The 24,220-nt window shown below is 64.9% G+C and carries 21 protein-coding genes, 1 tRNA gene and 1 riboswitch; of the genes, 10 read left to right on the top strand and 12 right to left on the bottom strand.

Translation table 11 applies throughout. The annotated features are described in order from the left end of the window. Positions 1-95: 95 nt before the first annotated feature. The 6 genes from P8T11_RS01845 to P8T11_RS01820 are packed head-to-tail and all read right to left on the bottom strand — an operon-like array spanning position 96 to position 7,655. Positions 96-1,022, bottom strand: coding sequence for a 2-hydroxyacid dehydrogenase (locus tag P8T11_RS01845; protein ID WP_268078602.1), 927 nt, complete (start codon positions 1,020-1,022; stop codon positions 96-98). A gap of 58 nt (positions 1,023-1,080) precedes the next feature. Beyond that, positions 1,081-2,733: an ABC transporter ATP-binding protein gene (locus P8T11_RS01840; protein WP_268078603.1), complete on the bottom strand. Its 1,653-nt coding sequence runs from the start codon at positions 2,731-2,733 to the stop codon at positions 1,081-1,083. Between the two features lie 5 nt (positions 2,734-2,738). After that, positions 2,739-3,608 carry an ABC transporter permease gene (locus P8T11_RS01835; protein ID WP_268078604.1) on the bottom strand — a complete coding sequence of 290 codons (870 nt, stop codon included), beginning with the start codon at positions 3,606-3,608 and terminating at the stop codon, positions 2,739-2,741. A gap of 12 nt (positions 3,609-3,620) precedes the next feature. Then, positions 3,621-4,562 (bottom strand): ABC transporter permease, encoded by a 942-nt coding sequence (locus tag P8T11_RS01830; protein ID WP_050449721.1) that lies wholly within the window; start codon positions 4,560-4,562, stop codon positions 3,621-3,623. 15 nt (positions 4,563-4,577) lie between these two features. Then, positions 4,578-6,161 (bottom strand): ABC transporter substrate-binding protein, encoded by a 1,584-nt coding sequence (locus tag P8T11_RS01825; protein WP_268078605.1) that lies wholly within the window; start codon positions 6,159-6,161, stop codon positions 4,578-4,580. A 60-nt stretch (positions 6,162-6,221) separates the two neighbouring features. After that, a complete protein-coding gene (locus P8T11_RS01820) occupies positions 6,222-7,655 on the bottom strand; it encodes an amidase (protein WP_268078606.1) in 1,434 nt (477 codons plus the stop codon). A gap of 324 nt (positions 7,656-7,979) precedes the next feature. On the opposite strand from P8T11_RS01820, the gene P8T11_RS01815 reads away from it, so the two are divergent. Further along, on the top strand, positions 7,980-9,473 hold the full coding sequence (locus P8T11_RS01815; protein WP_268078607.1) for a M81 family metallopeptidase: 1,494 nt from the start codon (positions 7,980-7,982) through the stop codon (positions 9,471-9,473). Between the two features lie 50 nt (positions 9,474-9,523). Here P8T11_RS01815 and P8T11_RS01810 read toward each other — a convergent pair whose 3' ends face one another. Together P8T11_RS01810 and P8T11_RS01805 are read right to left on the bottom strand one after the other, a co-directional pair. Next, positions 9,524-10,228, bottom strand: coding sequence for a riboflavin synthase subunit alpha (locus P8T11_RS01810; RefSeq protein ID WP_268078608.1), 705 nt, complete (start codon positions 10,226-10,228; stop codon positions 9,524-9,526). A 113-nt stretch (positions 10,229-10,341) separates the two neighbouring features. Continuing rightward, complete coding sequence (locus P8T11_RS01805; protein ID WP_268082467.1) at positions 10,342-11,778, bottom strand: aldehyde dehydrogenase family protein; 1,437 nt, start codon at positions 11,776-11,778, stop codon at positions 10,342-10,344. Positions 11,779-12,109: 331 nt separating this feature from the next. On the opposite strand from P8T11_RS01805, the gene P8T11_RS01800 reads away from it, so the two are divergent. From P8T11_RS01800 to P8T11_RS01785, 4 genes are all read left to right on the top strand, one after another. Continuing rightward, positions 12,110-12,913: a FadR/GntR family transcriptional regulator gene (locus P8T11_RS01800; RefSeq protein WP_268078609.1), complete on the top strand. Its 804-nt coding sequence runs from the start codon at positions 12,110-12,112 to the stop codon at positions 12,911-12,913. Between the two features lie 12 nt (positions 12,914-12,925). Then, positions 12,926-13,066, top strand: coding sequence for a hypothetical protein (locus P8T11_RS01795; RefSeq protein WP_268078610.1), 141 nt, complete (start codon positions 12,926-12,928; stop codon positions 13,064-13,066). Positions 13,067-13,278: 212 nt separating this feature from the next. Next, positions 13,279-14,061 (top strand): exodeoxyribonuclease III, encoded by a 783-nt coding sequence (xth, locus tag P8T11_RS01790; protein WP_268078611.1) that lies wholly within the window; start codon positions 13,279-13,281, stop codon positions 14,059-14,061. Between the two features lie 68 nt (positions 14,062-14,129). Next, positions 14,130-14,205, top strand: a tRNA-Ala gene (locus P8T11_RS01785). A gap of 78 nt (positions 14,206-14,283) precedes the next feature. Here the strand turns inward: P8T11_RS01785 and P8T11_RS01780 are convergent. Then, on the bottom strand, positions 14,284-15,735 hold the full coding sequence (locus P8T11_RS01780; RefSeq protein ID WP_268078612.1) for a sodium:solute symporter family protein: 1,452 nt from the start codon (positions 15,733-15,735) through the stop codon (positions 14,284-14,286). Between the two features lie 101 nt (positions 15,736-15,836). Next, positions 15,837-15,941: riboswitch (TPP riboswitch) on the bottom strand. 106 nt (positions 15,942-16,047) lie between these two features. Here P8T11_RS01780 and P8T11_RS01775 point away from each other — a divergent pair. The 3 genes from P8T11_RS01775 to P8T11_RS01765 all read left to right on the top strand — a co-directional run bounded on the left by P8T11_RS01775 (position 16,048) and on the right by P8T11_RS01765 (position 19,657). Continuing rightward, positions 16,048-16,830: a 3-oxoacyl-ACP reductase gene (locus tag P8T11_RS01775; protein WP_268078613.1), complete on the top strand. Its 783-nt coding sequence runs from the start codon at positions 16,048-16,050 to the stop codon at positions 16,828-16,830. Positions 16,831-16,835: 5 nt separating this feature from the next. After that, positions 16,836-18,122, top strand: coding sequence for an LLM class flavin-dependent oxidoreductase (locus tag P8T11_RS01770; RefSeq protein WP_268078614.1), 1,287 nt, complete (start codon positions 16,836-16,838; stop codon positions 18,120-18,122). Between the two features lie 398 nt (positions 18,123-18,520). Next, the gene (locus P8T11_RS01765) at positions 18,521-19,657 is read left to right on the top strand and encodes a porin (RefSeq protein WP_268078615.1); all 1,137 of its coding nucleotides are present in this window, start codon (positions 18,521-18,523) and stop codon (positions 19,655-19,657) included. Between the two features lie 148 nt (positions 19,658-19,805). On the opposite strand, the gene P8T11_RS01760 is transcribed toward P8T11_RS01765, so the two are convergent. The 3 genes from P8T11_RS01760 to P8T11_RS01750 all read right to left on the bottom strand — a co-directional run bounded on the left by P8T11_RS01760 (position 19,806) and on the right by P8T11_RS01750 (position 21,982). Beyond that, positions 19,806-20,021 (bottom strand): hypothetical protein, encoded by a 216-nt coding sequence (locus P8T11_RS01760; RefSeq protein ID WP_268078616.1) that lies wholly within the window; start codon positions 20,019-20,021, stop codon positions 19,806-19,808. 233 nt (positions 20,022-20,254) lie between these two features. Then, positions 20,255-21,220: an Lnb N-terminal periplasmic domain-containing protein gene (locus P8T11_RS01755; protein ID WP_278072162.1), complete on the bottom strand. Its 966-nt coding sequence runs from the start codon at positions 21,218-21,220 to the stop codon at positions 20,255-20,257. Between the two features lie 78 nt (positions 21,221-21,298). Beyond that, on the bottom strand, positions 21,299-21,982 hold the full coding sequence (locus tag P8T11_RS01750) for a MarC family NAAT transporter (protein ID WP_277549496.1): 684 nt from the start codon (positions 21,980-21,982) through the stop codon (positions 21,299-21,301). A gap of 305 nt (positions 21,983-22,287) precedes the next feature. Between P8T11_RS01750 and hutG the strand changes: the two genes are divergently transcribed. Together hutG and P8T11_RS01740 are read left to right on the top strand one after the other, a co-directional pair. Beyond that, positions 22,288-23,091, top strand: a complete 804-nt coding sequence (hutG, locus tag P8T11_RS01745) for an N-formylglutamate deformylase (RefSeq protein WP_268078618.1) — start codon at positions 22,288-22,290, stop codon at positions 23,089-23,091. 83 nt (positions 23,092-23,174) lie between these two features. Next, a complete protein-coding gene (locus tag P8T11_RS01740) occupies positions 23,175-24,188 on the top strand; it encodes a LysR family transcriptional regulator (protein WP_268078619.1) in 1,014 nt (337 codons plus the stop codon). The last annotated feature ends 32 nt before the right edge of the window (positions 24,189-24,220 follow it).

Here is a 24,220-nt window from a genome sequence, read left to right as displayed (position 1 = left end):
TTGGAATCGGGTCGGAACCTGCGGTGTGCAGATCGCAAGAAAATGGCGGTGAAATGGCGGTGACGTCGCAGTGAAGTTGCAATGCAGGCGCCGGCTCAATAGCCACGCGCGGCGTCCACGGCGTTGGCCAGCGCCGCGCCCTGGCCCAGCCGCCGGATGTTGGCCACGACCTGTTCGGCCACGGTGCCGGGCGCCGGCATGGTGGCCATGTGCGGCGTCACGATCACGCCGGGCGTGCGCCACAGCGGGTCGGCGGGGTCCAGCGGTTCATGGGCGAACACATCCAGCACCGCGCCGCGCAACTGCCCGCGCGACAAGGCATCAATCAAGTCGGCGGGCACCAGATGCTCGCCGCGCCCGCAATTGACCACCGCCGCGCCGGCGGGCAAGGCGTCGAAGGTGCGGCGGTTGAGTATGCCGCGCGTGGCGGGTGTCAGCGGCACCAGGCAGATCAGCACGTCGGTATGGGCCAGGAAGGCATCGAATTCGGCTTCGCCCGCATAGCCGCGCACGCCATCGATCTGGCGCGGTGTGCGCGACCAGCCGTTCACGGGGTAGCCCAGCCCCGGCAGCACCGAGGCAATGGCGCGGCCCAGTTCGCCCAGGCCCATCAGCCCCACGCGGCATTGCGACGCGGGCGTCTGCACCGGCCGCTGCCACTGCGCGCTGCGCTGGTTGGCCAGCGCCACGTCCAGCTTGCGGTGAAACGTCAGCACGCACCACAGCACGTACTGCAACATGCCCTGCGCCAACTGCGGATCCACCACGCGGCACACGGGCAGGCCGCGCGTGCGCTGCCCGTCCAACAGGTTGTCGACGCCGGCGGCAATGCTGTGGATCAGCTTCAGGTTGGGCATGTCGTCATACACGCCCACCGGCGGGTTCCAGCACACCGCCACTTCGGCGGACAGGCTGCGCGGGTCGGGCCAGACCGCCACGTCCAGCTCGGGCGCCAGCCCCTGCAGCAAGGGTTGGAAATACGAAAGATTGGCCGACCGGCTCAATAAGGCAACGCGTGTCATCGTCAGGTTTCCTTGGATACCTTCGTGTTCTTGAATGTCTTGGATCTCTTGGATTCCGTCATGCACCGGCCAAAGCCAGACCCGCAACGGGGCGGCTGCCCAGCCCGTCCTTGCCGGGAATGGCGGCCAGCAATTCCTGCGTGTAGCCGCTGCCGGGACGCGTGAAGATCTGTTCGGCCGGGCCGATCTCCATCACGCGGCCGCGCTGCATCACCGCGATGCGGTGGCACAGCCGAGCCGCCACGCGCAGGTCGTGGGTGATGAAGATCATGCTCAGGTTCAGTTGTTCGCGAATGCGCTCCAGCAAGTCCAGAATCTGCGCCTGCACCGACACGTCCAGCGCCGACACGGCTTCATCGGCAATCAGAATCTGGGGTTCCATCATCAAGGCCCGCGCAATGGAAATGCGCTGGCGCTGACCGCCCGAGAACTCGTGCGGATAGCGCTTGAGCGCGCTGGCGTCGATGCTGACCAGTTCCAGCATGTCGCGCATGCGGTCCTGGACGCGGGCGCGGTCTTCGCCGTAGTTCATCGGCCCTTCGGCCAGCGTGGCTTCAATGGTCATGCGTGGGTTGAATGAGCGATACGGGTCCTGGAACACCATCTGGATACGCTTGCACCATTGCCGCCACGCCGCGCGCGACAGGCGCGATACGTCTTCGCCGTTCATCACGATGCGCCCCGACGTGGGCCGCGCAAAATGCGCCAGGCAGCGGCCCAACGTGGTCTTGCCCGAGCCGGATTCCCCCACGATGCCCAGCGTTTCGCCGCGCGCCAAGGACAGCGACACCCCGTCCAGCGCCAGCACCTCGCGGCGCTTGGCCTTGAACAGGCTGGACGTCACAAAGCGCATGCCCAGGTTTTCCACGCTGATGACCGGGTCGCCCTCGGCCAGCGGCGCGCCCGCGCCAAACTGCCCTTTGGGAACGGCATCGATCAGCTTGCGGGTGTAAGGATGCTTGGGGTTTGCCAGCACCTCGGCCGCCGTGCCGGCTTCAACAATGCGACCTTGTTGCATCACGATGACGCGGTCGGCAATTTCAGCGACCACATCGAAGTCATGCGTGATGAACAGAATGCCCGTGTCGTGCTGCTCGCGCAGGCCGTGCAGCAAGCGCAGCACCTGGGCTTGCGACGTCACGTCCAGCGCGGTGGTGGGCTCGTCGGCGATGATCAGCGCGGGCTCCATCGCCAGCGCCATCGCAATCATCACCCGCTGGCGCTGGCCGCCCGACAGCTGATGCGGATACGCATGGCGCAGCGTTTCGGGCGACGGCAGCCGCATGTCCGTCAGCAAGGCCAACACACGGGCGTCCACCTCGCGCCGCGACAGCGACGGGCCATGAAACTGAAAGATCTCGGCCACCTGGTCGCCCACTTGCATCAGCGGGTTCAGCGCCGTCATGGGTTCCTGGAAGATCATGGCCATGCGGTCGCCGCGCAGCTCGCGCAACTCGGTGTTCGAAGCGTGCGTGATGTCGCGGCCCGACAGCAGGATCTGGCCGCTGTCCAGGCGCAGCACGTTCTTGGGCAGCAAGCCCATGACGGCGCTGGCCGTGACCGACTTGCCCGACCCGGACTCGCCCACGATGCAGACGATTTCCCGCGCGCCCACGGTCAGGCTGATGCCTTCGGCGGCGTAGCGGCGGTCGCCCGCGCCGGGCAGGCTGACGTTCAGGTCGCGGATTTCAAGAATGGGAGTTGAAGACATGGCGTTCAGCCCTTGCGTAGCCGCGCCATGCGCGGGTCGAGGCGGTCGCGCAGCGCGTCGCCGAACAGGTTCACGGACAGGATCAGCAGCGCCAGGAAAATGCCGGGGAACAAAATGATCCACGGCGCGCGCTGGAAGAAGGGCCGGCCTTCGGAAATGATGCTGCCCAGGCTGGGGATCTCGGGCGGAAAGCCCAGCCCCAGAAAGCCCAGCACGGCTTCGATCAGGATGGCGGACGCACAGATGAACGTGGCCTGCACCACCAGCGGGTTGATGGTGCTGGGCAGCACGTGGCGCCACAGCACGCGCCAGGTGGCAGTGCCCATGCCCAGCGACGCTTCCACATAGGGCTCTTCGCGCACCGACAGCACCACGCTGCGCACCAGGCGCGCCACGCGTGGAATTTCCGGAATGGCGATGGCCGTGACCATGGTGGGGATGGACGCCCCGCCCAGGGCCACCATGGCAATGGCCAGCAGCAGGCCGGGTATGGCCATGATGCCGTCGATGATGCGCATGACCACCGCGTCCAGTTGGCGGAAGTAGCCGGCCAGCAAGCCCAGCAGCAAGCCCGCGCATACCGAGATCACGCTGACCAGCGCAGCCAGCGTGATCGACAGCCTGCCGCCGTACAGCACGCGGGAAAACAGGTCGCGGCCCAGGGAATCAGTGCCCAGCCAGTACTCGGCGCTGACGGGCTTGAGACGCAGCCGGGGCGTCAGGCTGGCCGGATCGTGCCAGGTGATGACGGGCGCCAGCAGCGCCAGGCCAATCAGCAGCACCAGCAGCACCAGCCCGGTCAGCATCATGGGATCGCGCGTCAGCGCGGGCCACCAGGCGCGCGCCCGGGGAAAAGAGATCGCGTTTGAAGTCATGGGGATCCGGCCTCAGTAGCGGATGCGCGGATCGAGCACCACATACAGCAGGTCGATCGCCAGGTTGATGAAGACATACACAAACGAGAAGAACAGGATCGTGCCCTGCACCACCGGATAGTCGCGCGCCAGCACGGCGTCGACGATCAGGCGCCCGACGCCCGGGATGTTGAAGATGGTTTCGGTGACCACCACGCCGCTGATCAGCGTGGTCAGCGCCAGGCCGATCACCGTCACGATCGGCACCGCAGCATTGCGCAGCGCGTGGCGATACAGCACGTAGCGTTCGGGCACGCCCTTGGCGCGCGCGGTGCGCACGAAGTCTTCGCCCAGCACTTCCAGCATGCTGCCGCGCGTGATGCGGGTGATCAGCGCGACGAACACGGTGGCCAGCGTCACGGTGGGCAAAACCATGTGATACAGGAAGGTGCCGAAGCCGGAAGCCAGGCCCGCGTAGCCCTGCACCGGCAGCCAGTTCAGCTTGACCGAGAACACCAGGATCAGCAGATACCCCACCACGAAGGCCGGCACCGAAAACGCCAGCACAGTCACAGCCAACGTAACGCGGTCGATCAGGCGCTTGTGCCACCAGGCTGAAAATACCCCCAAGGGAATGGCCGCGAAGATCGTCAGCAGAATGGCGCACAGGGCAAGGGCGAAGGTCGGCCCCAGGCGCTGGCCGATCAGCGTGGCCACCGAGTCTTTCGAAATGATGGACTCGCCCAGGTCGCCCTTGAGCAGCGCGCCCATGGCCAGCAGGTACTGCGTGGGCAGCGGCTGGTCCAGGCCCATTTGCGCGCGGACCTCGGCCACGGCCTCTTCGCTGGCCATGTCTCCGGCGATGACCCGGGCAGGGTCGCCCGGGGCCATACGCAACAGCAGGAACACCACGGTGGCCACCACCAACATCACGGGAATGGCCGCCAGCAGGCGTTTGAGGATCAGATTCAACATGATGGCCCTTCCCCGCTACTTGGCCGAGGTCCAGAACAGCGGAATCGGCGCGTCCACCAGATCGGCGAACTTGGCGTCATAGCCCTTGAACTTCGAATATCCTCCCAGCGGCACATACATCACCTGCTCGTAGTTGCGGCGCTGGATGGCGTTGGCGATGTCGCGCCGTTCGGCTTCCGTACGGGCGGCGGCGAAGCGGGTGCGCAACGCGTCCATCGCGTCGTCGTGCGTCCAGCCGGGGTAGGTGGAACCCGCGCGTCCGTCCAGGTTGGGGTTGCCCACCGGCGAGGTCAGGTCCAGGCTGGACATGTTCGACTGGAAGATGCTCCAGCCGCCCTGCTCCACGCCGTCCTTCTTGCTGCGGCGGCTGAGCAAGGTGGCCCAATCCATCGATTGGATTTCGACATTCATGCCGATGCTGCGCAACGCCTGCGCGGTTACCGGCGCAATATTGGCGAAGATGGGCAGATCCGTAGGGTGCAGCACCACGACCTTTTCGCCTTTGTAGCCGCTGTCTTTCAGCAACTGGCGCGCATGCGCCAGATCCGGCGCCTTGATCTGCGTGGCGCCTTCTTCAGACGCATACGGCGACACGCAGGTCAGCACCGCACCGCACACTTGATAGACCTTGGGGTCGCCGATCTGCGCGTCCAAATAGTCCACCTGGTTCAAGGCCGCCAACGCCGCGCGCCGCACCTTCACGTTGTTGAACGGCGCTTGCAGCCAGTTCATGCGCAGCGTGAACATATTGGAGTTCTTGCCGTAGGACTTCAGCGTGATGCCCTTGGCGTCTTTCAATTGCGGCATCAGATCGGGCGGCACGTCTTCCAGGAAGTCGATCTCGCCATTGCGCAGCGCGTTGACGGCCGTCTGGCTGTCGGGGATGTTCACCAGTTCCAGCCGGTCCACCCGTGCAACCTTGCCGCCCGCGAATGCGCTGGCCGGCTCTTTGCGCGGCACGTAGTCCGTGAACTTCACGTACGTGGCTTTGACCCCCGCCTGGAAGTCAGCCTGCACGAACTTGTACGGCCCCGACCCGATCGTTTCGCTGATCGCCTGCGAGGCCGGCACGGACGCAATCCGCTTGGGCATGATGAACGGCACCGGCGAGCTTTCCTTGGCCAGCGATTCCAGCACCAGCCCATAGGGGGTGCGAAGCTTCAGCGTGAAGGTGTCGGCGCCGGTCGCGGCAAGGTCCGCCGTGGCCAGCTTCAGGCGGTTGCCGATGGTGGGGTCGCCGTTTTCCCAGCGCTGCAACGAGGCCACGACGTCGTCCGCCGTCACCGGCGCGCCGTCATGGAACTTCAGGCCGGGCCGCAGTTTGAAGGCATAGGTCAGGCCGTCTTCCGACACGGTCCAGGAATCCACCATCTGCGGCTTGGCCTGGCCCTGGGCATTCATCGAGAACAGCGTGTCGTAGACCAGATAACCATGGTTGCGCGTGACATAGGCCGACGTCAGGATCGGGTCCAGCACGCGCAGCGGCGCATGCATCACGAACTTGGCGGTGGTCTCGGCCTGGCTAGTTGTGGGCACGGCCGCAAGCGGGCCAGCCGAGGCCAGGAACAATGCGGTGGAAAACAGAAAAGCGCGTTTCATTTCTTCCCCTTGTATGGTTTTGAACGGCGCCGCCGGCATGGCGGCTGACCGTGGCGTGGTTCAGGGCAGCAGGATTGGCCGCGTGCCCCAAGGCGCGGCGCGTTCCAGCTCCGCCGCCAGGCGCAGGATCTGGTCCTCGCGCCCGAAGTGCCCGATCAACTGGCTGGCCACGGGCACCCCTGTTTCAGTCCAGTCCAGCGGCAGGCTGGCCGCCGGCTGGCCCGATGCATTGATCACGGCAAGAAACGTGGCGTAGCGCGACACCTTTTCACGAAACGCCCAGAACTCGCCCTCCAGCGCCAGCTCGCCCAGCTTGGCGGGCAACTGCGCCAAGGTGGGCGTCAGCACCAGGTCATAGCCCGCCATCGCCGATTCGATGGCGCGGCCGATGGCATGAAAACGGTTGATCGAATCCACGTATTGCGTGGCGGACAGACCCCGCCCCACGGACAGGCCATCGCGGATGACCGGTTCCAGATCGTCGTCGCGCAAGTCGCGTCCACGCAGCGTCAGGCGGGCCTGCACGGCCAGCACGATGTTGGTGGCCAGCACCGTGCCGTGCGCGCGCACGAAACCGGCGTAATCCAGGTCAGGCAAAGGGGCCTCGACCACCTCGTGCCCCAGCTCGCGGCACAGGCGCGCCGTGCGCTCGACAGCGGCCAGGCATTCCGGCGCAATCGCGATGCCGTTCCACGCCTGTCGCCACAGCGCAATGCGCAGCGGCTCGCGGCGCTGCTCACGCACCGAATCCAGGTACGACCCCGGCTGCGGCGGCGCGGCATACGGCGCGCCGGGGGCATAGCCACCGATGCCATCCAAGGCAGCGGCGGTATCGCGCACGCTGCGCGACAGCACGCCTTCGCAGGCCATGCCGCCCCATCCTTCGCCACGCGCCGGCCCCATCGGGACGCGGCCCCGGCTGGGCTTCAAGCCGAATACGCCGCAGCAAGCCGCTGGAATCCGGATCGACCCGCCGCCGTCGCTACCATGCGCCACCGGCACGATGCCCGCCGCCACGGCCACCGCCGCGCCGCCGCTGGAGCCGCCTACCGACCTGTCCAACGCCCGCGGGTTCAGCGTCGCGCCGCCGTTGCGGCGCGCTTCGGTGGACGGCCCCATGCACAGTTCCGACACGGTGCTGCGCGCGAACGGGATCAGGCCCGAGGCTTCGAAGCGTTCTGCCAAGGTGGCGTCAATGTCATAAGCCGTGTCGTCGAACAGGTGCGAACCCAGGCTGGACGGAAAGCGCCGGCTGGGCAGACCTGAATCTTTCAAGATGAAGGGGATGCCGCGAAAGGCGCCGCGTTGGCGCCATTCGGCGGCAAGACCGCGGCCGGTGTCGGGCTGCACATAGGTCAGCGCGTTCAGGGGCTTGCCGCGCGCGTCGGCAAGTTCCAGCGCGCATGCCATCAGCTCGGCCGGGGTGGTTTCGTTGTGGGCCAACAGTTGGGCCAAGCCCATGCCATCCCGCCCTTCGTATTCATCTGTCCGCATGAAGTCCTGCAACCTTGATGCGCCTGGGTGTGACGGAATTCGGCTCGGAAGCGGCCGGCGCGCTTGCCCCGTTCCGATAAATGCCGCGTTCGCCTTGCTTGCCTTGAAGTATTGTTTAGCAATACTTACGTAGCTCATAAAAATATTCTAAGCGAGCCCATCGGGCACACGCAACGCGAGTTTGATCAGGGATTTCCCGCGAAAGCGGCGTTGGGCAAAAGGAATGAGCCCGCGCGCGGACAGCGCTATTGCTGAAAGCCCGCGCCCTCTCCAATAATTCGGCAGACTGGGAAATTCACCTACCCGATACCAAGAGGAAACGACATGCACATCCTGGTGGCTGGCTTCCAGCACGAGACCAATACCTTTGCGCCCTCCAAGGCGGGGTACGACAACTTTGTGCGGGGCGAAGGCTTTCCCGCCATGGCGCGCGGCCAGGACGTGCTGGCGCTGCGCTCGGTCAACATTCCCGCGGGCGGTTTCATCAACGCCATCCAGGCGCAGGGGCATAGCGTGCATCCCGTGATCTGGGCCGGGGCGAGCCCGTCGGCCCACGTCACGCGCGATGCGTTTGAACGTATTGCCGGCGAAATCCTGGACGCCGCGCAGTCGGGCCGCTACGACGCCGTCTACCTGGACCTGCACGGCGCGATGGTCACCGAACACCTGGACGACGGCGAAGGCGAACTGCTGGCACGGGTCCGCCAGATCGTGGGGCCGAACGTGCCGGTGGTGGCCAGCCTGGACCTGCACGCCAACGTCACCGCGCAGATGCTGCAAGAGGCCGATGCGCTGGTCGCCTTTCGCACCTATCCGCATGTGGACATGGCGGCGACCGGCGAACAGGCCGCGCGCCTGCTGCTGGCCCGTATCGCGGCCGGCTCGCGCTGGACCCGGCACGTGCGCCGCCTGCCCTTCCTGATTCCCATCAACGGCATGTGCACGATGCTGCAACCGTCGCAAGGCGTGTACGAAACGCTGGCCCAACTGGAGCAGACGCCGGGGGTCACGTCGATGTCGTTCGCGCCAGGCTTTCCGGCGGCGGATTTTCCGGAATGCGGCCCGGTGGTGTGGGCCTACGGCACCGATGCGGCGGCCGTGGAACACGTTACCGACACGCTGTACAAGCAGGTGCTGGAGCTTGAGCCGGAATGGTCGCCCGACTTCCTGGAGCCCGCCGAAGCCGTGCGCCGGGCCCAGGCGCTGGCGGCGGGCGCATCGCGCCCCATCGTGATCGCGGACACCCAGGACAATCCCGGCGCGGGTGGCGACGCCAACACCACGGGCATGCTGCGCGCGCTGGTGGAGGCCAATGCGCAGAATGCCGCGCTGGGCCTGGTCTATGACCCCGCCGCCGTGCGCGCCGCCACCGCCGCTGGTATCGGACAGACGGTGACGCTGAGCTTGGGTGGGCAATCGGGCGTGGCGGGCGACGCCCCGTTCACGGGCGACTTCGTGGTGGAAACGCTATCGCCCGGCAAGCTGCGCTTTGACGGGCCGATGATGCACGGCATGGATGTGGATTTGGGCGCCGTGGCCGGCTTGCGGATTGGCGGCGTGCGCGTGGTGGTCAGCGCCAGCAAGGCGCAGATGCTGGACCGCAACCTGTTCCGAGTGGGCGGGGTGCAGCCCGAGGAAATGGGGATTCTGGTCGTGAAGAGTTCGGTGCATTTTCGCGCCGACTTCCAGCCTATCGCGCACGAGGTGCTGGTGGCCAAGGCGCCGGGGCCCATGCAGGCCGACCCGGCCGATCTGCCCTGGACACGCTTGCAGCCGGGTATCCGCGTGCGGCCTCAGGGTAAGCCGTTCAATGGGTAATACCTGGCCGGATAGCCCGGGATCAAGTCCCGGGCTTAAACCCCAGCGCGCTATTTCAGCTTGCCCTGGGGGCTGATGAAGTCTTCCAGGGTCAGGCCCTTTTCCTTCAGGATGGCTTCCAGCAGCGGCTGCAGCTTGCCCAGGCTTTCCTGGACGGTTTCGCGCACGGTATCGACCACCACCTGCGTGCTGCGTTCGATTTCAATGTTCACGAAATCGCCCACCTGCTTGTCCTCGAACACCGTCATGCGGCGGGTTTCCGGGATAAGCCACACTTCAAACCAGCCTTCGGCGCGGTTCACCTCGGACACGGTCAGGCTGGCGCCATTGATGGCGATATAGCCCTTGGCGAAAACATATTTGCGGAATGCTTCGGGGATGCTGAAACGCATCAGCCGGTTGGTGTCCGACGACTTCACCATGACGACTTCAGACGTAAAGTCCACATGGCCCGACAGCGGATGCCCGCCGATTTCGGCGCCGTCTTTTGCTGCCCGTTCGACGTTGGCGCGGTCGCCCTCGGCGTAGCTGCCCAGCGTGGTGATCGCCAGGCTTTGCAGCATGACGTCGAACGTTGCCTGCGTGTCGGACAGCAGCTCGGTCACCGTCAGGCAGACGCCATCCGTCGACACGCTGGCGCCGATGGCCAGGTCAACACAGAAACCAGGGGGGAAATCCAGCGTGAAGGTGCGCAGGCCTTCGCGATCCGCGATCTTCGCGATCGTCGCGGTGCCTTGAACAATACCGGTGAACATACGGATCCTGAATACGGGGCGGCGGGCCCCTGAAGCAAAACATGAACGTTAACCGATATTTTGCCAGGCGCCGCCCCGAAGCAGGCGGGTGGCGAACGCCACCCGCCCTGCCATCAATGACGGATGGCGATGGTCTTCAAGGTGGTGAAGCCGTACAGCGCTTCAAAGCCCTTTTCGCGGCCGTAACCCGACTGGCGCGATCCGCCGAACGGCAGTTCCACGCCGCCGCCGGCGCCGTAGTTGTTGACGAAGACCTGGCCGGCGCGCAGCTTGCGGGCCAGGCGCATTTGACGGCCGCCGTCGCGCGTCCAGACACCGGCCACCAGGCCGTACAGCGTGCCATTGGCGATTTCCAGCGCCTCTTCCTCGGTGTCGAACACCATGGCGGCCAGCACCGGGCCAAACACTTCTTCCTGCGCCAGGCGGCTGTTGGGCGGCACGTCGCGGAACAGCACGGGCGGCTGGTAATAGCCCGCTTCGGGCGAGCCTTCTTTCAGCGTGCCGCGCGCGGCCACTTTCAGGCCTTCAGCTTCGGCTTCGGCCAGGAAGCCGCGCACGCGGTCATGCTGGCGGCCACTGATCAGCGGGCCCACGTCCAGGTCTTGCGCGGCAGGGCCGGTCACCGTGGCCGCGAATGCATCCGACAAACGCTTCAACACGGTTTCGTACACGCCGCGCTGAATCAGCACGCGGCTGCCCGCCGAGCAGGTCTGGCCGGCGTTCTGAATGATGGCGGCCAGCAGCACGGGCAAGGCGGCGTCCAGGTCCGCGTCGTCGAACACGATCTGCGGCGACTTGCCGCCCAGTTCCAGCGTGACCGGCACGTGGTTGTCGGCGGCGGCGTGGGCCACCATCTTGCCCGTCTGCGGCGAACCCGTGAACGAGATGTGGTCGATGCCGGGATGCGCGGACAAGGCGGCGCCGGCTTCGTGGCCATAGCCGGTCACGATGTTCAGGGCGCCGGCGGGCAAGCCCACTTCGGCGGCAATTTCAGCCAGCTTCAACAGCGACAGGCACGCATCTTCGGCGGGCTTGACCACGCAGGCATTGCCGGCGGCCAGCGCCGCGCCCACGCTGCGGCCAAAGATCTGCAGCGGGTAGTTCCAGGGCACGATATGGCCGGTAACGCCATGCGCCTCGCGCAGGGTCAGCACGGTGAAGCCCGGGGTGTAGGGAATGGTCTCGCCATGCAGCTTGTCGACGGCGCCGGCGTAGAACTCGAAATAGCGCGCCACGGCGGCGGCATCGGCACGTGCCTGCTTGATGGGCTTGCCCGTGTCGGCGGATTCCAGTTGCGCCAATTCTTCCTGCCGGTCCAGCAACGCGAAGGCAATCTTCATCAACAGGCGGCTGCGCACGGCCGGCGCCATCTGGCCCCACTCGCCTTCGAATGCCTGGCGGGCAGCCTGCACCGCGCGGTCGACGTCCGCCTCGCCCGAGCGGGCGATCGACTCGAAGGGCTTGCCGTCGGACGGGTTCAGGACGGGGATGGTTTCACCGGTGGCAGCGGCCACCCATTGGTTGGCGATAAAGTTCTTCTGAGTCACGATGTGCGGAGTAAAGTAGCGGCCGAATGGCCTGGGGTGCGCATCAAGGCGCGGGCGATGTGAGTGATGCGATGTGCTGCGTGCCGGGTGGCAAATGCCTGGGGCAAAGGCCTGGAGCAAAGGCACCGGGAGCAAACGTCTGAAAGCAAATTAAGGGAGCCCCCCTAACTTGTCAATTGAATTGACAGCTTTCTTCCTAAGCTTCAGGATTTTTGACGTCGGATTCGGGTAATCCCTTAGATATCAAGCCACTGCCTGCCGGTTTGCCACCCGCGATTTCTGTCATGGCGACTGACAACCTTCGGATTTCTTCAACCTCTTCAGGAACGCGCCAATGAGCGATGTGCGTGACCCCCAACTGGGTTCCCTGCTGGAATCTGCCTCGCGCCCCCGTCCCGAACTGGACGTGCTGGCGGACGTGGCATCGGGCTTGGGCTATGTGCGCGCCGAGCGCTTTGCCGAGCGCGTGTATGAAAGCCTGTTCTACGCGATTGCCACCGGCAAGATCGCCCCCGGCAACAAGCTGCCCACTGAATTGGAACTGGCCGCGCTGTTCGAGGTGTCCCGCCCGGTGGTCCGGCAGGCGCTGGACCGCTTGCGCGAAGACCAGTTGGTGGATTCCATCCGTGGCTCGGGCACTTACGTGCGCGCCAAGCCCGACCTGATGGGTGGCATGCCCGCCGTCGACCCGGCACGCCGCGTTGGCCACATTCTGGAAGGCCTGGAACTGCGCATGGTGATCGAACCCGAATGCGCCTACCTGGCCGCCCTGCGCCGCAGCAGCGACGACCTGCGCGAGATGGACCGCATGCTGACCGGCTACGAAGAAGCCGACGCCTCCGGCGCCATCGCCCACCATTACGACTACGGCTTTCACCGCGCCATCGCCACCGCCACCAGCAACCAGCGCTTCGTGCAAGTGTTGAAGTCGCTGGAATACGACGTCAGCCACGCCGTCAACGTCATGCGCCACCTGGTACACAGCGAACCCTGGAAACGCACCCGCGCCGCCATCGACGAACACCGCCACATCTACCGCCTGATCCAGGAACAAGACGCCGACGGCGCCCGCAACGTCATGCGCGCGCATATAGAAAAAGCGAAGAGCCGGATGCTGAACAGCGGCTCGGAGCGTTGATCAGGGTGAAGTATGCCGAAGCTTAAGCAAGGGACGATTATTCCCACTCAGGAAGAGGACGAAGCCATCAACCGTGGCATCGCCGCAGACGTGGGCACCTATGAACTCAGCGCAACCGACGTCAAGCAGATGAAGAAACTAGCCCCCCCCTAAGGCTAACGTGCCGCAGGAGGAGCCCCACATCCCCCATTGAGCGTGGCCAGCAGAAGAACGCAGCATCAGCAGGTATCATCTGGCCTTCTCCATGGCGCCCGCCAACCACGCCACGGATGAGCCGCCGGATTCGTAGCCAGCTACGTAGCTAGATCGGTTTTTTGGAAGGCAGCACCCCTGAGAACCGCATAAACAAACGGTCTACAAGAATCATGAAACTCGCCACCTGGAACGTGAACTCCTTGAACGTACGCCTGCAGCAGGTACTGGATTGGCTAGCGGCCAATCCGGTTGACGTGCTGTGCATCCAGGAACTGAAGCTGACGGACGACAAGTTTCCCGAGGCGGCTTTCAAGGAAGCCGGCTACCACGCCGTCTGGGCGGGCCAGAAGACCTATAACGGCGTGGCTATCGTGTCGCGGGTGCCGGGCACGACGATGGTGCGCAACATTCCCGGCTATGAAGACCCGCAGCAGCGCGTGCTGGCGCTGACGTTTCCCAGCCCGGAAGGCGATGTCCGCGTGGTGTGCGCGTATTGCCCCAACGGGCAGGCGGTGGATTCGGACAAGTACGTGTACAAGCTGGCGTGGTTTGACGCCATGCGCAATTGGCTGGCCGACGAGATCAAGCAGTTTCCGCGTCTGGCCGTGCTGGGCGACTACAACGTTGCCCCCGCCGATGAAGACGTGCACAACCCCGAAAAATGGGAAGGCCAGGTGCTGGTGTCCGAGCCCGAACGCGCCGCTTTGCGCGCCCTGCTCGACCTGGGCCTGACCGATTCCTTCCGCTTGTTCGAACAGCCGGAGAAGTCGTTTTCGTGGTGGGACTACCGGCAATTCGCCTTCCGCCGCAACGCCGGCCTGCGGATCGATCACGTGCTGCTGTCCGCGCCGCTGGTCAAGCGCTGCGTGGCCTGCGTGATCGACAAGGAACCGCGCCGCAACGAGCAGCCGTCGGACCACGCACCGGTCGTGGCCACGCTGGAATTCGTCTGAAAATAATTGCCTGGCGCCGTATTGCGCGGCGCTTTGAAGTTCAGGTATAGTTTTGCTCTTGCTTCATTGGGGCGGTAGCTCAGCTGGGAGAGCGTCGCGTTCGCAATGCGAAGGTCGGGAGTTCGATCCTCCTCCGCTCCACCAAACACCAGACGGAAAAGCCTTGGACACCAACACGTGTTCCAAGGCTTTTTTGTATTCGGGGCTACATGGACCGCGTACTCAAACCGCGTCCTTATCCAGCCGCCGCACCGCCGCGCTCAGCGTAGCCAAATCAAACTCCTGCACCCCACGGCGCGCCAAACGCATCAGCACCGTCACCACAACCGGCACAAACGCCGCCAGCAAAAACGATTCCAGCAGGAACGTGGGTTTGTCGCCCGGCGCCGGAAAGAAGAACAGCCCCACCACCAGCCCCGCCGCCGTTGCCGTGGTGGCCGTCACGCCATCATGCTTGCGGCTGAAGAGGCCGTAGAAAACCGGAAACGCCGCCGCCGAGCACAACAGGTCGGCCAGCAGGAACAGATACAGCACGCTGTAGCCTTGCGAGGCCACGATCATCACGGGAATCGCCAGCAGCAGCACGGCCCAGCGGGCCAGGCGCTTCATGTCGCGGCCATTGGCGTGCGGCATCAGGCGGCGCATGTCCACCGCCACGATGCTGGACACCGCGCTGATCGCCGTATCGGCCGTGCTCATGACCAGCGCCAGACCCAGCGGAATCAGGGCGATCACGAACCAAGCCGGCGCGTGCGGCATGATGACGCTGAACAGCGCGACAGAGCTGTCGCCCTGCGGCGCCAGGCCCACGAACGCCAGGCCGAACAGACCCATCAGGAAGATGAACGGCGCGGCAAGAATACCGCCCAGCAGGAAACCATTGCGCATCGACCGCGCGTCTTTCGCGGCGTAGATGCGCTGCCAGTTGCCCTGGTGGAAAATGCCCGTCAATAGGATTGCCACGAAGAACGTCAGGCCCGCCTTCACGCCCACTGGATCCGTCAGGTCCAGCAATTGGGGTGCGCGGGCTTGCAGCGCTTCGATGGTGGGCAGCGCGCCGCCCGCCGCCTGCCAGCCCACCACGCACAGGATCACCAGCAACGGCAGAATGACCATCATCTGCACCTGGTCGGTGAAGATCGACGAACGCAGCCCGCCGTAGGTGGTGTAAAGCAGCGTCGTGCCCATCACGATGGCGGCGGTGGCCCACAGCGGCACGGGCGCCAGCATGGTGACCAGCTTGGCAATCGCCGTGACCTCGGCCGACAAGGCAATGAACAGATAGAACAGCATGATGAACAGCGCCAGCCCGTACATCGGACGGCCATAGCGCGCCATCAGGAATTCAGTCAGGGTATGGCCGTGCGGAATCAGTTCGCGCATGCGCCGCCCCAGCGGAATCATCACCAGGCGCGGAGACATGGACCCCAGCGCATAGCCGATCACCGCCGCCAGCCCACCCCAGGTGGCGGCCTGTGCGGGCGAGAACAGAATCCACGCGCCCAGCGTTGACGCCATCAGCGTCAGGATGGTGCCGAACGCGCCCTGGCTGTTGCGGGCCACGATGTAGTCTTCCAGAGTGCCGCGCTTGCGACGGGTATAGAGCACGCTGGCAACGGCGAAGCCGCCTGAAAACAGCAGCAGCCACAACAAGGCGGTGGTTTGGGTCAGCATGAAAAACAGTCCTCCCTGGCCCGGCCGACAGCCGGACGCGCAACGCGGCGGCCCGTGAGAAACAGGGGCCGCTGATGGATGAAAGTCTAGGGAGGGCGCACGAACCGTGCGATGTCCTTCCCTTCGCCGGCATTACCCGGATCAGGTTCAAAGGGTTACCGCATGACGCGGAATCTCAGCCCAAACGGGCTCCCCCAGGAATTGCCGCAAGATTAGGGTCGCGGCGGGCCAATGTCAACGCATGGATTCGTGCTAAGTTCGCCCGCGTGCGGCACCTGTTTGCATGCGTGCCGGTGAACCAAAGAGCCCACCATGTCCATTGCCCATCGCTCCCCCGCCCTGAACGAACAACTGGTTATTGTCACGGGCGGCGCCCGTGGATTGGGCGCGCACATCACGCGGGCCTTTCTGCGCGAGGGCGCGCGCGTGGTGATCAATTATCTGAACAGTGCGGATGCCGCCCAGGCGCTGGCCGCCACCGCGCCCGAGCGCGCGTTGGCGGTGCAGGCCGACGTGCGCGATGCAGCCGCCGTGGCCGGGATGATCGCGCAGGCGCAAAGCCACTTCGGCATGCCGGTGACCACGGTGGTCAACAACGCGCTGCCCGCCTTTCAGTTCAATGGCGATGCGCGCCCCCACGCCGACACCCTGACCTGGGACAACCTGAATCAGCAGATCGAAGGCTGCGTGCGCGGCGCGCTGAACACCACGCAGGCCGCGCTGCCCGGCATGCGCAGCGCCGGCGTCGGCCGCATCATCAACATCGGCACCAACCTGGTCCAGAACCCGGTGGTGCCGTACCACGACTACACCGCCGCCAAGGCCGCGCTGCTGTCATTCACGCGCACGCTGTCGCAGGACCTGGGTCCGGATGGCATCACGGTCAACATGGTGTCGGGCGGCTTGCTGCGCACCACCGACGCATCGGCCGCCACGCCTGAAGCGGTGTTCGACCTGATTGCCGCCAGCACGCCCTTGCGCACCGTCACCACGCCCGAACAGTTTGCCGATGCAGTGCTGTTCTTCGCCTGCCCGTGGTCGCGCAGCGTCACCGGCCAGAACCTGGTCGTGGACGGCGGCCTCGTCAAGAATTGATCGCCATGCTGCACCTGAACCTGTTCATCTTCGGCTGCGGACACCACCGCGCCGCGTGGCGCCATCCGGACTCCGCCGCCGAACGGCTGGGCGACATCGGCTATTACGAAGCGCTGGCGCAGACGGCCGAACGCGGCAAGCTCGACGCCATCTTCTTTGCGGACGGGCAGTCCACCGACAACATCGGCGACGGGCCACGCTGGTATCTGGAACCGCTGACGACCATGGCCGCGATTGCGCGCGCCACCCATCGCATCGGCTTGATCAGCACGGTATCCAGCACCTTTTTCACGCCCTTCCACGCGGCGCGCATGGTGGCGTCGCTGGACCACATTTCAGGCGGACGCATGGGTTGGAACGTGGTCACGTCCATGTTCGACGCCGAAGCGCGCAACCACGGCTTTGAAACCATGCCCGGCCACGATTGGCGCTACGCGCGCGCCGAAGAGTTTGTCGACGTAGCCTTGCGCTTGTTCGACTCGTGGCAAGACGACGCCTTGGCCATTGACCGCGACGGCGTCTACGGCGTCCCCGACCGTGTACGCCCGATCCACCACCACGGCGACCATTTCCTGGTGGACGGCCCCCTCACCGTGCCGCGCCCGCCGCAAGGACATCCCGTGCTGTTCCAGGCCGGCGCATCCGACCAGGGCCGCGACCTGGCCGCCCGGCGCGCCGAAGCCATCTACGCCGTGGCCTACGACCTGCCGGCCGCGCAAGCCTATTACCGCGATATCAAGCAACGCGTGCGCGCCGCCGGCCGCAGCGCGTTTGTGCCGATCATGCCGGGCCTGGTCACCTACGTGGGGTCGACCGAGGCCGAGGCGCGCGCCAAGCAACGCGCGCTGGACGAATTGCTGCCCAGCGATGCCTCGCTGCGCCAGTTGGGCACTTTCGTGTTGCAGGATTGCGCCGCGTGGGAATTGGACGCGCCCGTGCCGCCGCTGCCGCCCCTGCATGAGTTCAAGGGCCCGAAGGGACGCTACGCCACGATTTTGCGGATTATCGAAACCGAACAACCCACCGTGCGCCAATTGCTGGGTCGCCTGGCAGCGGGCGGCGGCCACTGCACCATGGTGGGCACGCCGGCGCATATAGCCGACCAGATGGAACACTGGTTCAAGAACGAAGGGGCTGATGGGTTCAACCTGATGCCGCCGTCATTGCCGGGCGGCATCGACGATTTCGTGGATCACGTCATTCCGGTCCTGCAACGACGCGGGCTGTTCCGTACGGAATACGAACACAGCACCTTGCGCGGACACCTTGGATTGCAGCGACCCTTGGCCTAAGCGGCGGGCCGCTTGCGTCAAGCGGAATTCCGTCTAAATCGCAACGAAATAACAGACACAATTTATCAATTTGTACGCGACCCGGCGGCCGGCAATTTTCGTAATCAGATCAATGCCTGACGCAGCACCGGCAGGCTGCCCCCCACGCAGCATGGCCAAGACTGTTGTAAGCAAGCCATAGAGAGCCCCGTTTTTGTATGTGAGCGGGGTAACTGATATTTACTGCTTCAGCCTGCTGTCAGAGGGAACCGCGCTGAATGCGGCCCCAATATGCATATCCAGAACCATTACGTAGTTTTCAGTTTCATGTTTTTGATCCGCCTTCCCTATTGTTGAGGCCTGGGCTGCTTTCACTCCCCTGAAAGCAGGCAACGCAAGCCTTAGAACCGGATGTGGATATGAAACTAACAAAAACTTTGCTCGTAGGCGCGATTCTGGCTGGCATGGCCGGTGCGGCGCAGGCTGAAACGTCCGTCACCTTGTACGGCATCGTTGACTTGGGGCTCACCTATCAACGCGGCAAGGTTGGCACCACCGATTCAAACCGTGGCGTGAATGGCGGCGACTACCACTCCCGGATCGGCATGAACGACGGCATCCAGAACGGTTCGCGTTTTGGCTTGCGCGGCACGGAAGACCTGGGCGACGGCCTGTCGGCGGTCTTCACGCTGGAAAGCGGCTTCACGGCCAACAACGGCAACCGCTCGCAAGGTGACCGCCTGTTCGGCCGCCAGGCCACGGTTGGCCTGAACAGCGACCAATTCGGTCTGCTGGAACTGGGCCGCCAGACCAACATCGCATCCAAGTACTTCGGCGACATCGACCCGTTCGCGCTGGACTACCTGAACGCCAACATGGGCATGGCCTTCAGCGCCGCGAACACGGTTCGCTACGACAACATGGTCATGTACCAGACCCCGGTCTGGAGCGGCTTCCAGGGCGGCGTCGGTTACTCCTTCTCGACGGACGACGTCGAAGGCCCGACCAGCTTCAGGACCAAGGAAAACAACCGCGCCTGGACGGCCGGCGTGCGCTACGACAACGGCCCGCTGAAGCTGGCCCTGTCCTATGACGTGCAATACCGCAAGCCGAACCAGCCGCAACCGCAGCAGTTCATCATCGGTGGCGCGTACGACTTCGAAGTGGTCAAGCTGTCGCTGGCTTATGGCCGTTCCGAAGACGGCGTCTTCGCCGGACAGGACTTTTCGCTGATGGGTGGCCGCGAGCAAGCGGGTGGCACGGCCCAAGGCCAAGGCTTCACCAACGGCCGCTTCACCTGGGACGGCCTGCGCATCAACTCGTACATGGTTGGCGTGAGCGCCCCGATCGGCGCGGCCAGCAACATCTTCGCGTCGTGGCAGCGTGCTGACCCGAACAAGAACCTGTACGCCATGGACATCTACAGCGTCGGCTACACGTACGACCTGTCCAAGCGCACCAACCTGTACGCCCTGGCGTCCTACGCCGACGGCGCCGCCTTCATCAACGGCAACAAGATCAGCACTGTTGGCGCTGGCATCCGCCATCGCTTCTAAACAGGCTGCGGGCCGCCCCTGCTGAGCAGAGTCGGGGCGGCCTATCTGTACTTAGGCCATCCGTGATCGGATGGCCTTTTTTTATCTGGAGGGGGCAAGCAGACGCGGCGGCGCTATCGGGCGCGCGCGGGGAATTCGCTGCGGGAAACTAGCTGACCGACGGCGCGGGTTCGACGTGCTTGGCGGCATGCGCTGGTGCGCGGGGCAGGGCCACTGCCGATTGGGCGGCGGCAGTGCGGGCAACTTTGCGGGCGGTTCGGCGAGCAGCCAACCAGTCGTAAAGGACAACTCCGGGGTGGCGTAACAGCACCGCGGCAATGGCGATCACTGCAACGCTTGCAATAACCAGGGTCAGCCAGGACATCTGACGGCCCTCCTTGAAAAACATTCCGGCTAGGAAACCAGAGGAAAAATCGTGTGCGAAAAACTCACATACGGCGGGTTTGCGGGCTACTTTACCGCAGAAACCCAGCGAAACTCGACATTTTCCGGTTGGAAAACACTGTTCCGTAACGTGGAGAAACAGGTCAGGGATCTGTCCCCACGATCTTAGGTGCTGCGGTCGCCGGGCTTGGTTTGCAGGTACAAAGCCGCGATTCAAGGCTGCTGCCGGATCCGCCTGGAAAACGCGATGGGGTCTTCTCCCGGCGCGGCAAGGGGACCGACCGACGCGCGCTTGCGCAGCGCCTCCAAGGCAACGCTGTCGTCCAGCCCGCCCTGCTCGTACAGATACTCGGGCAGATAGCCCGATAGCAACAGCCTGTGATCCAGCGGCAAGCCCGGCACAATCGCGTTCACCATCTGGTAGACCAGCGTCGTGCAATTGGCGGTGACCGTGTGATAGAAGCGCGGCGTCGTGACCAGCGCGTTGGCCGTATTCACATACGACAGGAACAGTTCACGCATGGCGCGTTCGGGCATGCGTACCGGATACAGGTACACGCTTTCGCCACGCGGTCCGGCGCGCACGTACAGAATGTCGCGCTCTTCGGCGGCCACCACGCTCAGTTCGAACTGTTTGAAGAATCCGCCAATCTCCGAGAACTGCTCGCCGCGTTCCTTGCGGATTTCCACCGAGAACACCACGTGGCGCCCGTCGGCAAAGCCGAAGGAAACCAGCGTGTGCGCGATGGCGGGGCCTGCCCAATACGACAGCGCCATGTCCACGGACACAAGCTTGTCCAGATCGTACTGCCGCGTTTCCCAACGCACGGTGTAGTCGTCGTCTGCGCGCCAGTCGAAATTGCGGACGTTTTCCAGCGTGACGCTTGAGCCCTGCACGGTGCCGCGCAGCATCTTCGCCACGTCGTCGGCCCAGATGCGGTCATTGCTTGGCGCAAGGCTCTGCCACCACACGCACAACAGCGCCAACCCGACCAGGTAGGCCCACCCTGCTTGCCGCCGCCACCGGCTTGCGCGCCACCGCGTTTTGCACCACAGCGCCAGCACCGCGCGCACGCACAGCGCGGTCCACACCAGGCAAGCCGCCCCCTTGCCCCACACGCCACCAGGCGCTTGGTAAGACAGCGCCAGGCAGCCCCACAAGGCGGATGCAGCCAGCATCAGCGTCAGCAGCAGCCTAAGCAGCCCCCGCCCCGTCACAGCCAGCCCGCGGCGCAGCGCGCGCTGCCCCCGGCCGGCCTAGCCTCCGGCATGCTGGCTCACGATTTCCAGCACGCCGGTGATGACGAACTGGACCCCCATGCACACCAGCAGAAAGCCCATCACGCGCGAGATGGCTTCGACGCCGCTCTGCCCGATCACGGCCACGATGCGGCCCGCCGAGCGCAGGCACACCCAGAACAGCACGCCCAGCAAGACGAAGACGATGACGGGGGTGACAGCCACCACCCACTCCGGATACTGCGGCGTGATGGCGGTATCCACCGAGGCCGCGCCGCTGATGATCATGGCGATGGTGCCAGGCCCCGCCGTGCCCGGCAGCGCCAACGGCACGAACGCAATGTTGGGCACCTGCCGCTGTTGGGCGTCGGCCGCCGCTTCCGCGGCCAGCGTGCGTGGCTCCGCCGGCGGAAACAACATGCTGAACCCGATGCTGACCACGATCAGCCCGCCCGCGATGCGCAGGCCCGGAATCGAGATGCCGAAGGTATGCATGATCCACGCGCCGGCGTAGTAGGTCACCAACATGACGCCCACCACATAGAACGCCGCCTGCGTCACCTGGCGTTCGCGCTCTTTATAGGGAATCTGCCCGCCCAGTGACAGCAGCAAGGTCATGGAGGTCAAGGGATTGGCCAGGGGCAGCATCAGCGCCAGGCCAAGGCTGGTGAGCTTGGCCAGTTCAATCAGGTCATCAATCATGGGACTCCTGAAAAAAAGCGGGTAAATAGTGCGGGCATAACAAGCGCGGACTTCGCCGCGCGTTGTGTAGCGAACTCTACCTTACCCATTTGCCGGTGTCGCCCTACCCGCGCCATCAGCATCAGGCTTTCTGATTATCAACATCCATTAAACTGATGCAATTGCCGTGGCGGTTGGCGCTGCCTAGCATAGCTGGATAGCTGGCACAGCCACGACGACACGGCGCTGTCGTGCCCCGCCCGCAGCGCCTGTCAGTTCCCCCTTTGCCCCAGCCGCGCATTCATTTTGTGACCCGGAGTTTTCCCTTGAGCGACCTCTTTCATTTCAGCCGTGGCACCGCCCCGCTGCTGATTTCCATTCCCCATCTTGGCAGCCAGATTCCCGATGCGCAGCGTGCGCTCATGACGCCCTTGGGCTTGCAGTCCGGCGACACCGACTGGCATCTGGACACGCTGTACCAATTTGCCCAGGCGCTGGGCGCGTCCGTGATCGGCGCGCGCTATTCGCGCTATGTGGTGGACCTGAACCGCCCGCCCAACGATGAAAGCCTGTACCCCGGCCAGACCAAGACGGGCCTCTGCCCCACCCAGACCTTCCGGGGCGATGCGCTCTACCAGGACGACGCCGCGCTGACCGACGCCGAACGCGCGCAGCGCCTGCAGACCTATTGGCAGCCGTACCACGCGCAACTGCGCAGCGAAATCGACCGCATCAAGGCCGAGCACGGCACCGTGCTGCTGTGGGAAGCGCATTCCATCGCCAGCGTGTTGCCGCGCCTGTTCGACGGCAAGCTGCCCGACCTGAACATCGGCACGTCCGATGGCGCCGCCTGCGCACCCGACATCCTGGCCGCCGTGCAGGCGCAACTGGATCCCTGCACCGACTACACCTGGGCCGTCAACGGCCGCTTCAAGGGCGGCTACATCACGCGCCACTATGGCTCGCCGGCCGACAACGTACACGCCATCCAACTGGAAATGTGCCAGTCCACCTACATGGACGAAACGCATCCCTACGGCTATCGCCCCGACCTGGCCGGCCGCGTCATCCCGGTGGTCGAAGCCATGGTGCGGGCCGCGCTGGAGCAGACCACGGCGCGCCAGCGTTAAGCGCAACGCGTTAAGCGCAACGCACCAAGCGATAAACGCCAGGCGCCAGCCCTTCCCCCCACCACATCCAGGACCCCCCAGGCATGAACCGCTTTTCCTTCAGCACGACGGAAAACTATCCGGAATGGAGCCTGCTGTTGACCTGGGTGGCGGTGGTGGAAGCCGCGTCGGTATCCGGCGCGGCGCGCCTGTTGGGCTTGTCGCAAGCGGCGGTGTCGCAGCGGGTCAAGCAACTCGAGGCCGCCATGTCGACCGAGCTGCTGGACCGCAGCACGCGCCCCGCTCGGCCCACCCCGGCGGGCGAACTGCTGTTCGATCACGCCGCGCGCCTCTTGGCGCAAGCCGGCGACATGACGGAAAGCGTGCGCAACCTGAGCCGCGCCAAGCGCAACATCGTGCGCTTCGGCTGCGTGGATTCGTTTGCCGGCACCTTGGGGCCGACCTTGATCCACGGCCTGTCCGGCGCATCGCGCCAGATTCGTTTGTGGTCGGGTATTACGCCCGTGCTGGACAAGCAACTGGAAGACCGGCAACTGGACCTTGTCGTCACCACCAGCGCCGTGGCGGGCAAGCCCACCATCCGCAAGATCAGCCTGTTCAGCGAACCCTATGTGCTGATCGTGCCGCGCACGCTGGACGTGGACAAGATCGGCTCGCTGAAAGACCTGGGCAAGCGCATGCAGTTCATCCGCTACAGCGCGCGGTCGTTCATCGGCGCCGAGATCGACCGCCTGATCGAAGCACACGACGTGATGATCGAACGCACCTTCGAATTCGACAACACAGACCCGCTGCTCAGCCTGGTGACGGCGGGCATCGGCTTTGCGATCAGCACGCCGCTGTGCATCTGGCAGTCGCGCCATTTCGTGGACCAATTGCGGGTGCTGCCGCTGGCGCCCTATCTGGGCGTGACGCGCGCCGATGACCCCGGCCTGTCGCGCAAGCTGTACCTGGCCTCGCGCCAGCAAGAGGTGGGCAAGCTGCCCACCGAGGCGCGCGACGTGATCCTGATGGCGGTGGAACGCCTGATCCAGAAAGACATCGCGCCGGCCCTCGGTTTGCCGCCCGCCACGCTCTGGCGCAGCATGCGGCGTTGAGGCGGGCGGGCGCGTAAGCTTTTACAGCCCTT

The organism is Achromobacter spanius (genome assembly GCF_029637605.1).
Classification (GTDB): domain Bacteria; phylum Pseudomonadota; class Gammaproteobacteria; order Burkholderiales; family Burkholderiaceae_B; genus Achromobacter; species Achromobacter spanius_E.
This window is presented reverse-complemented; position numbering and strand designations above follow the sequence as displayed.

Coding starts and splice junctions, on each gene's coding strand:
- P8T11_RS01845 (WP_268078602.1), bottom strand. CDS start 1,022: ATGACACGCGTTGCCTTATTGAGCCGGTCGGCCAATCTTTCGTATTTC.
- P8T11_RS01840 (WP_268078603.1), bottom strand. CDS start 2,733: ATGTCTTCAACTCCCATTCTTGAAATCCGCGACCTGAACGTCAGCCTG.
- P8T11_RS01835 (WP_268078604.1), bottom strand. CDS start 3,608: ATGACTTCAAACGCGATCTCTTTTCCCCGGGCGCGCGCCTGGTGGCCC.
- P8T11_RS01830 (WP_050449721.1), bottom strand. CDS start 4,562: ATGTTGAATCTGATCCTCAAACGCCTGCTGGCGGCCATTCCCGTGATG.
- P8T11_RS01825 (WP_268078605.1), bottom strand. CDS start 6,161: ATGAAACGCGCTTTTCTGTTTTCCACCGCATTGTTCCTGGCCTCGGCT.
- P8T11_RS01820 (WP_268078606.1), bottom strand. CDS start 7,655: ATGCGGACAGATGAATACGAAGGGCGGGATGGCATGGGCTTGGCCCAA.
- P8T11_RS01815 (WP_268078607.1), top strand. CDS start 7,980: ATGCACATCCTGGTGGCTGGCTTCCAGCACGAGACCAATACCTTTGCG.
- P8T11_RS01810 (WP_268078608.1), bottom strand. CDS start 10,228: ATGTTCACCGGTATTGTTCAAGGCACCGCGACGATCGCGAAGATCGCG.
- P8T11_RS01800 (WP_268078609.1), top strand. CDS start 12,110: ATGAGCGATGTGCGTGACCCCCAACTGGGTTCCCTGCTGGAATCTGCC.
- P8T11_RS01795 (WP_268078610.1), top strand. CDS start 12,926: ATGCCGAAGCTTAAGCAAGGGACGATTATTCCCACTCAGGAAGAGGAC.
- xth (WP_268078611.1), top strand. CDS start 13,279: ATGAAACTCGCCACCTGGAACGTGAACTCCTTGAACGTACGCCTGCAG.
- P8T11_RS01780 (WP_268078612.1), bottom strand. CDS start 15,735: ATGCTGACCCAAACCACCGCCTTGTTGTGGCTGCTGCTGTTTTCAGGC.
- P8T11_RS01775 (WP_268078613.1), top strand. CDS start 16,048: ATGTCCATTGCCCATCGCTCCCCCGCCCTGAACGAACAACTGGTTATT.
- P8T11_RS01770 (WP_268078614.1), top strand. CDS start 16,836: ATGCTGCACCTGAACCTGTTCATCTTCGGCTGCGGACACCACCGCGCC.
- P8T11_RS01765 (WP_268078615.1), top strand. CDS start 18,521: ATGAAACTAACAAAAACTTTGCTCGTAGGCGCGATTCTGGCTGGCATG.
- P8T11_RS01760 (WP_268078616.1), bottom strand. CDS start 20,021: ATGTCCTGGCTGACCCTGGTTATTGCAAGCGTTGCAGTGATCGCCATT.
- P8T11_RS01755 (WP_278072162.1), bottom strand. CDS start 21,220: ATGCTGGCTGCATCCGCCTTGTGGGGCTGCCTGGCGCTGTCTTACCAA.
- P8T11_RS01750 (WP_277549496.1), bottom strand. CDS start 21,982: ATGATTGATGACCTGATTGAACTGGCCAAGCTCACCAGCCTTGGCCTG.
- P8T11_RS01740 (WP_268078619.1), top strand. CDS start 23,175: ATGAACCGCTTTTCCTTCAGCACGACGGAAAACTATCCGGAATGGAGC.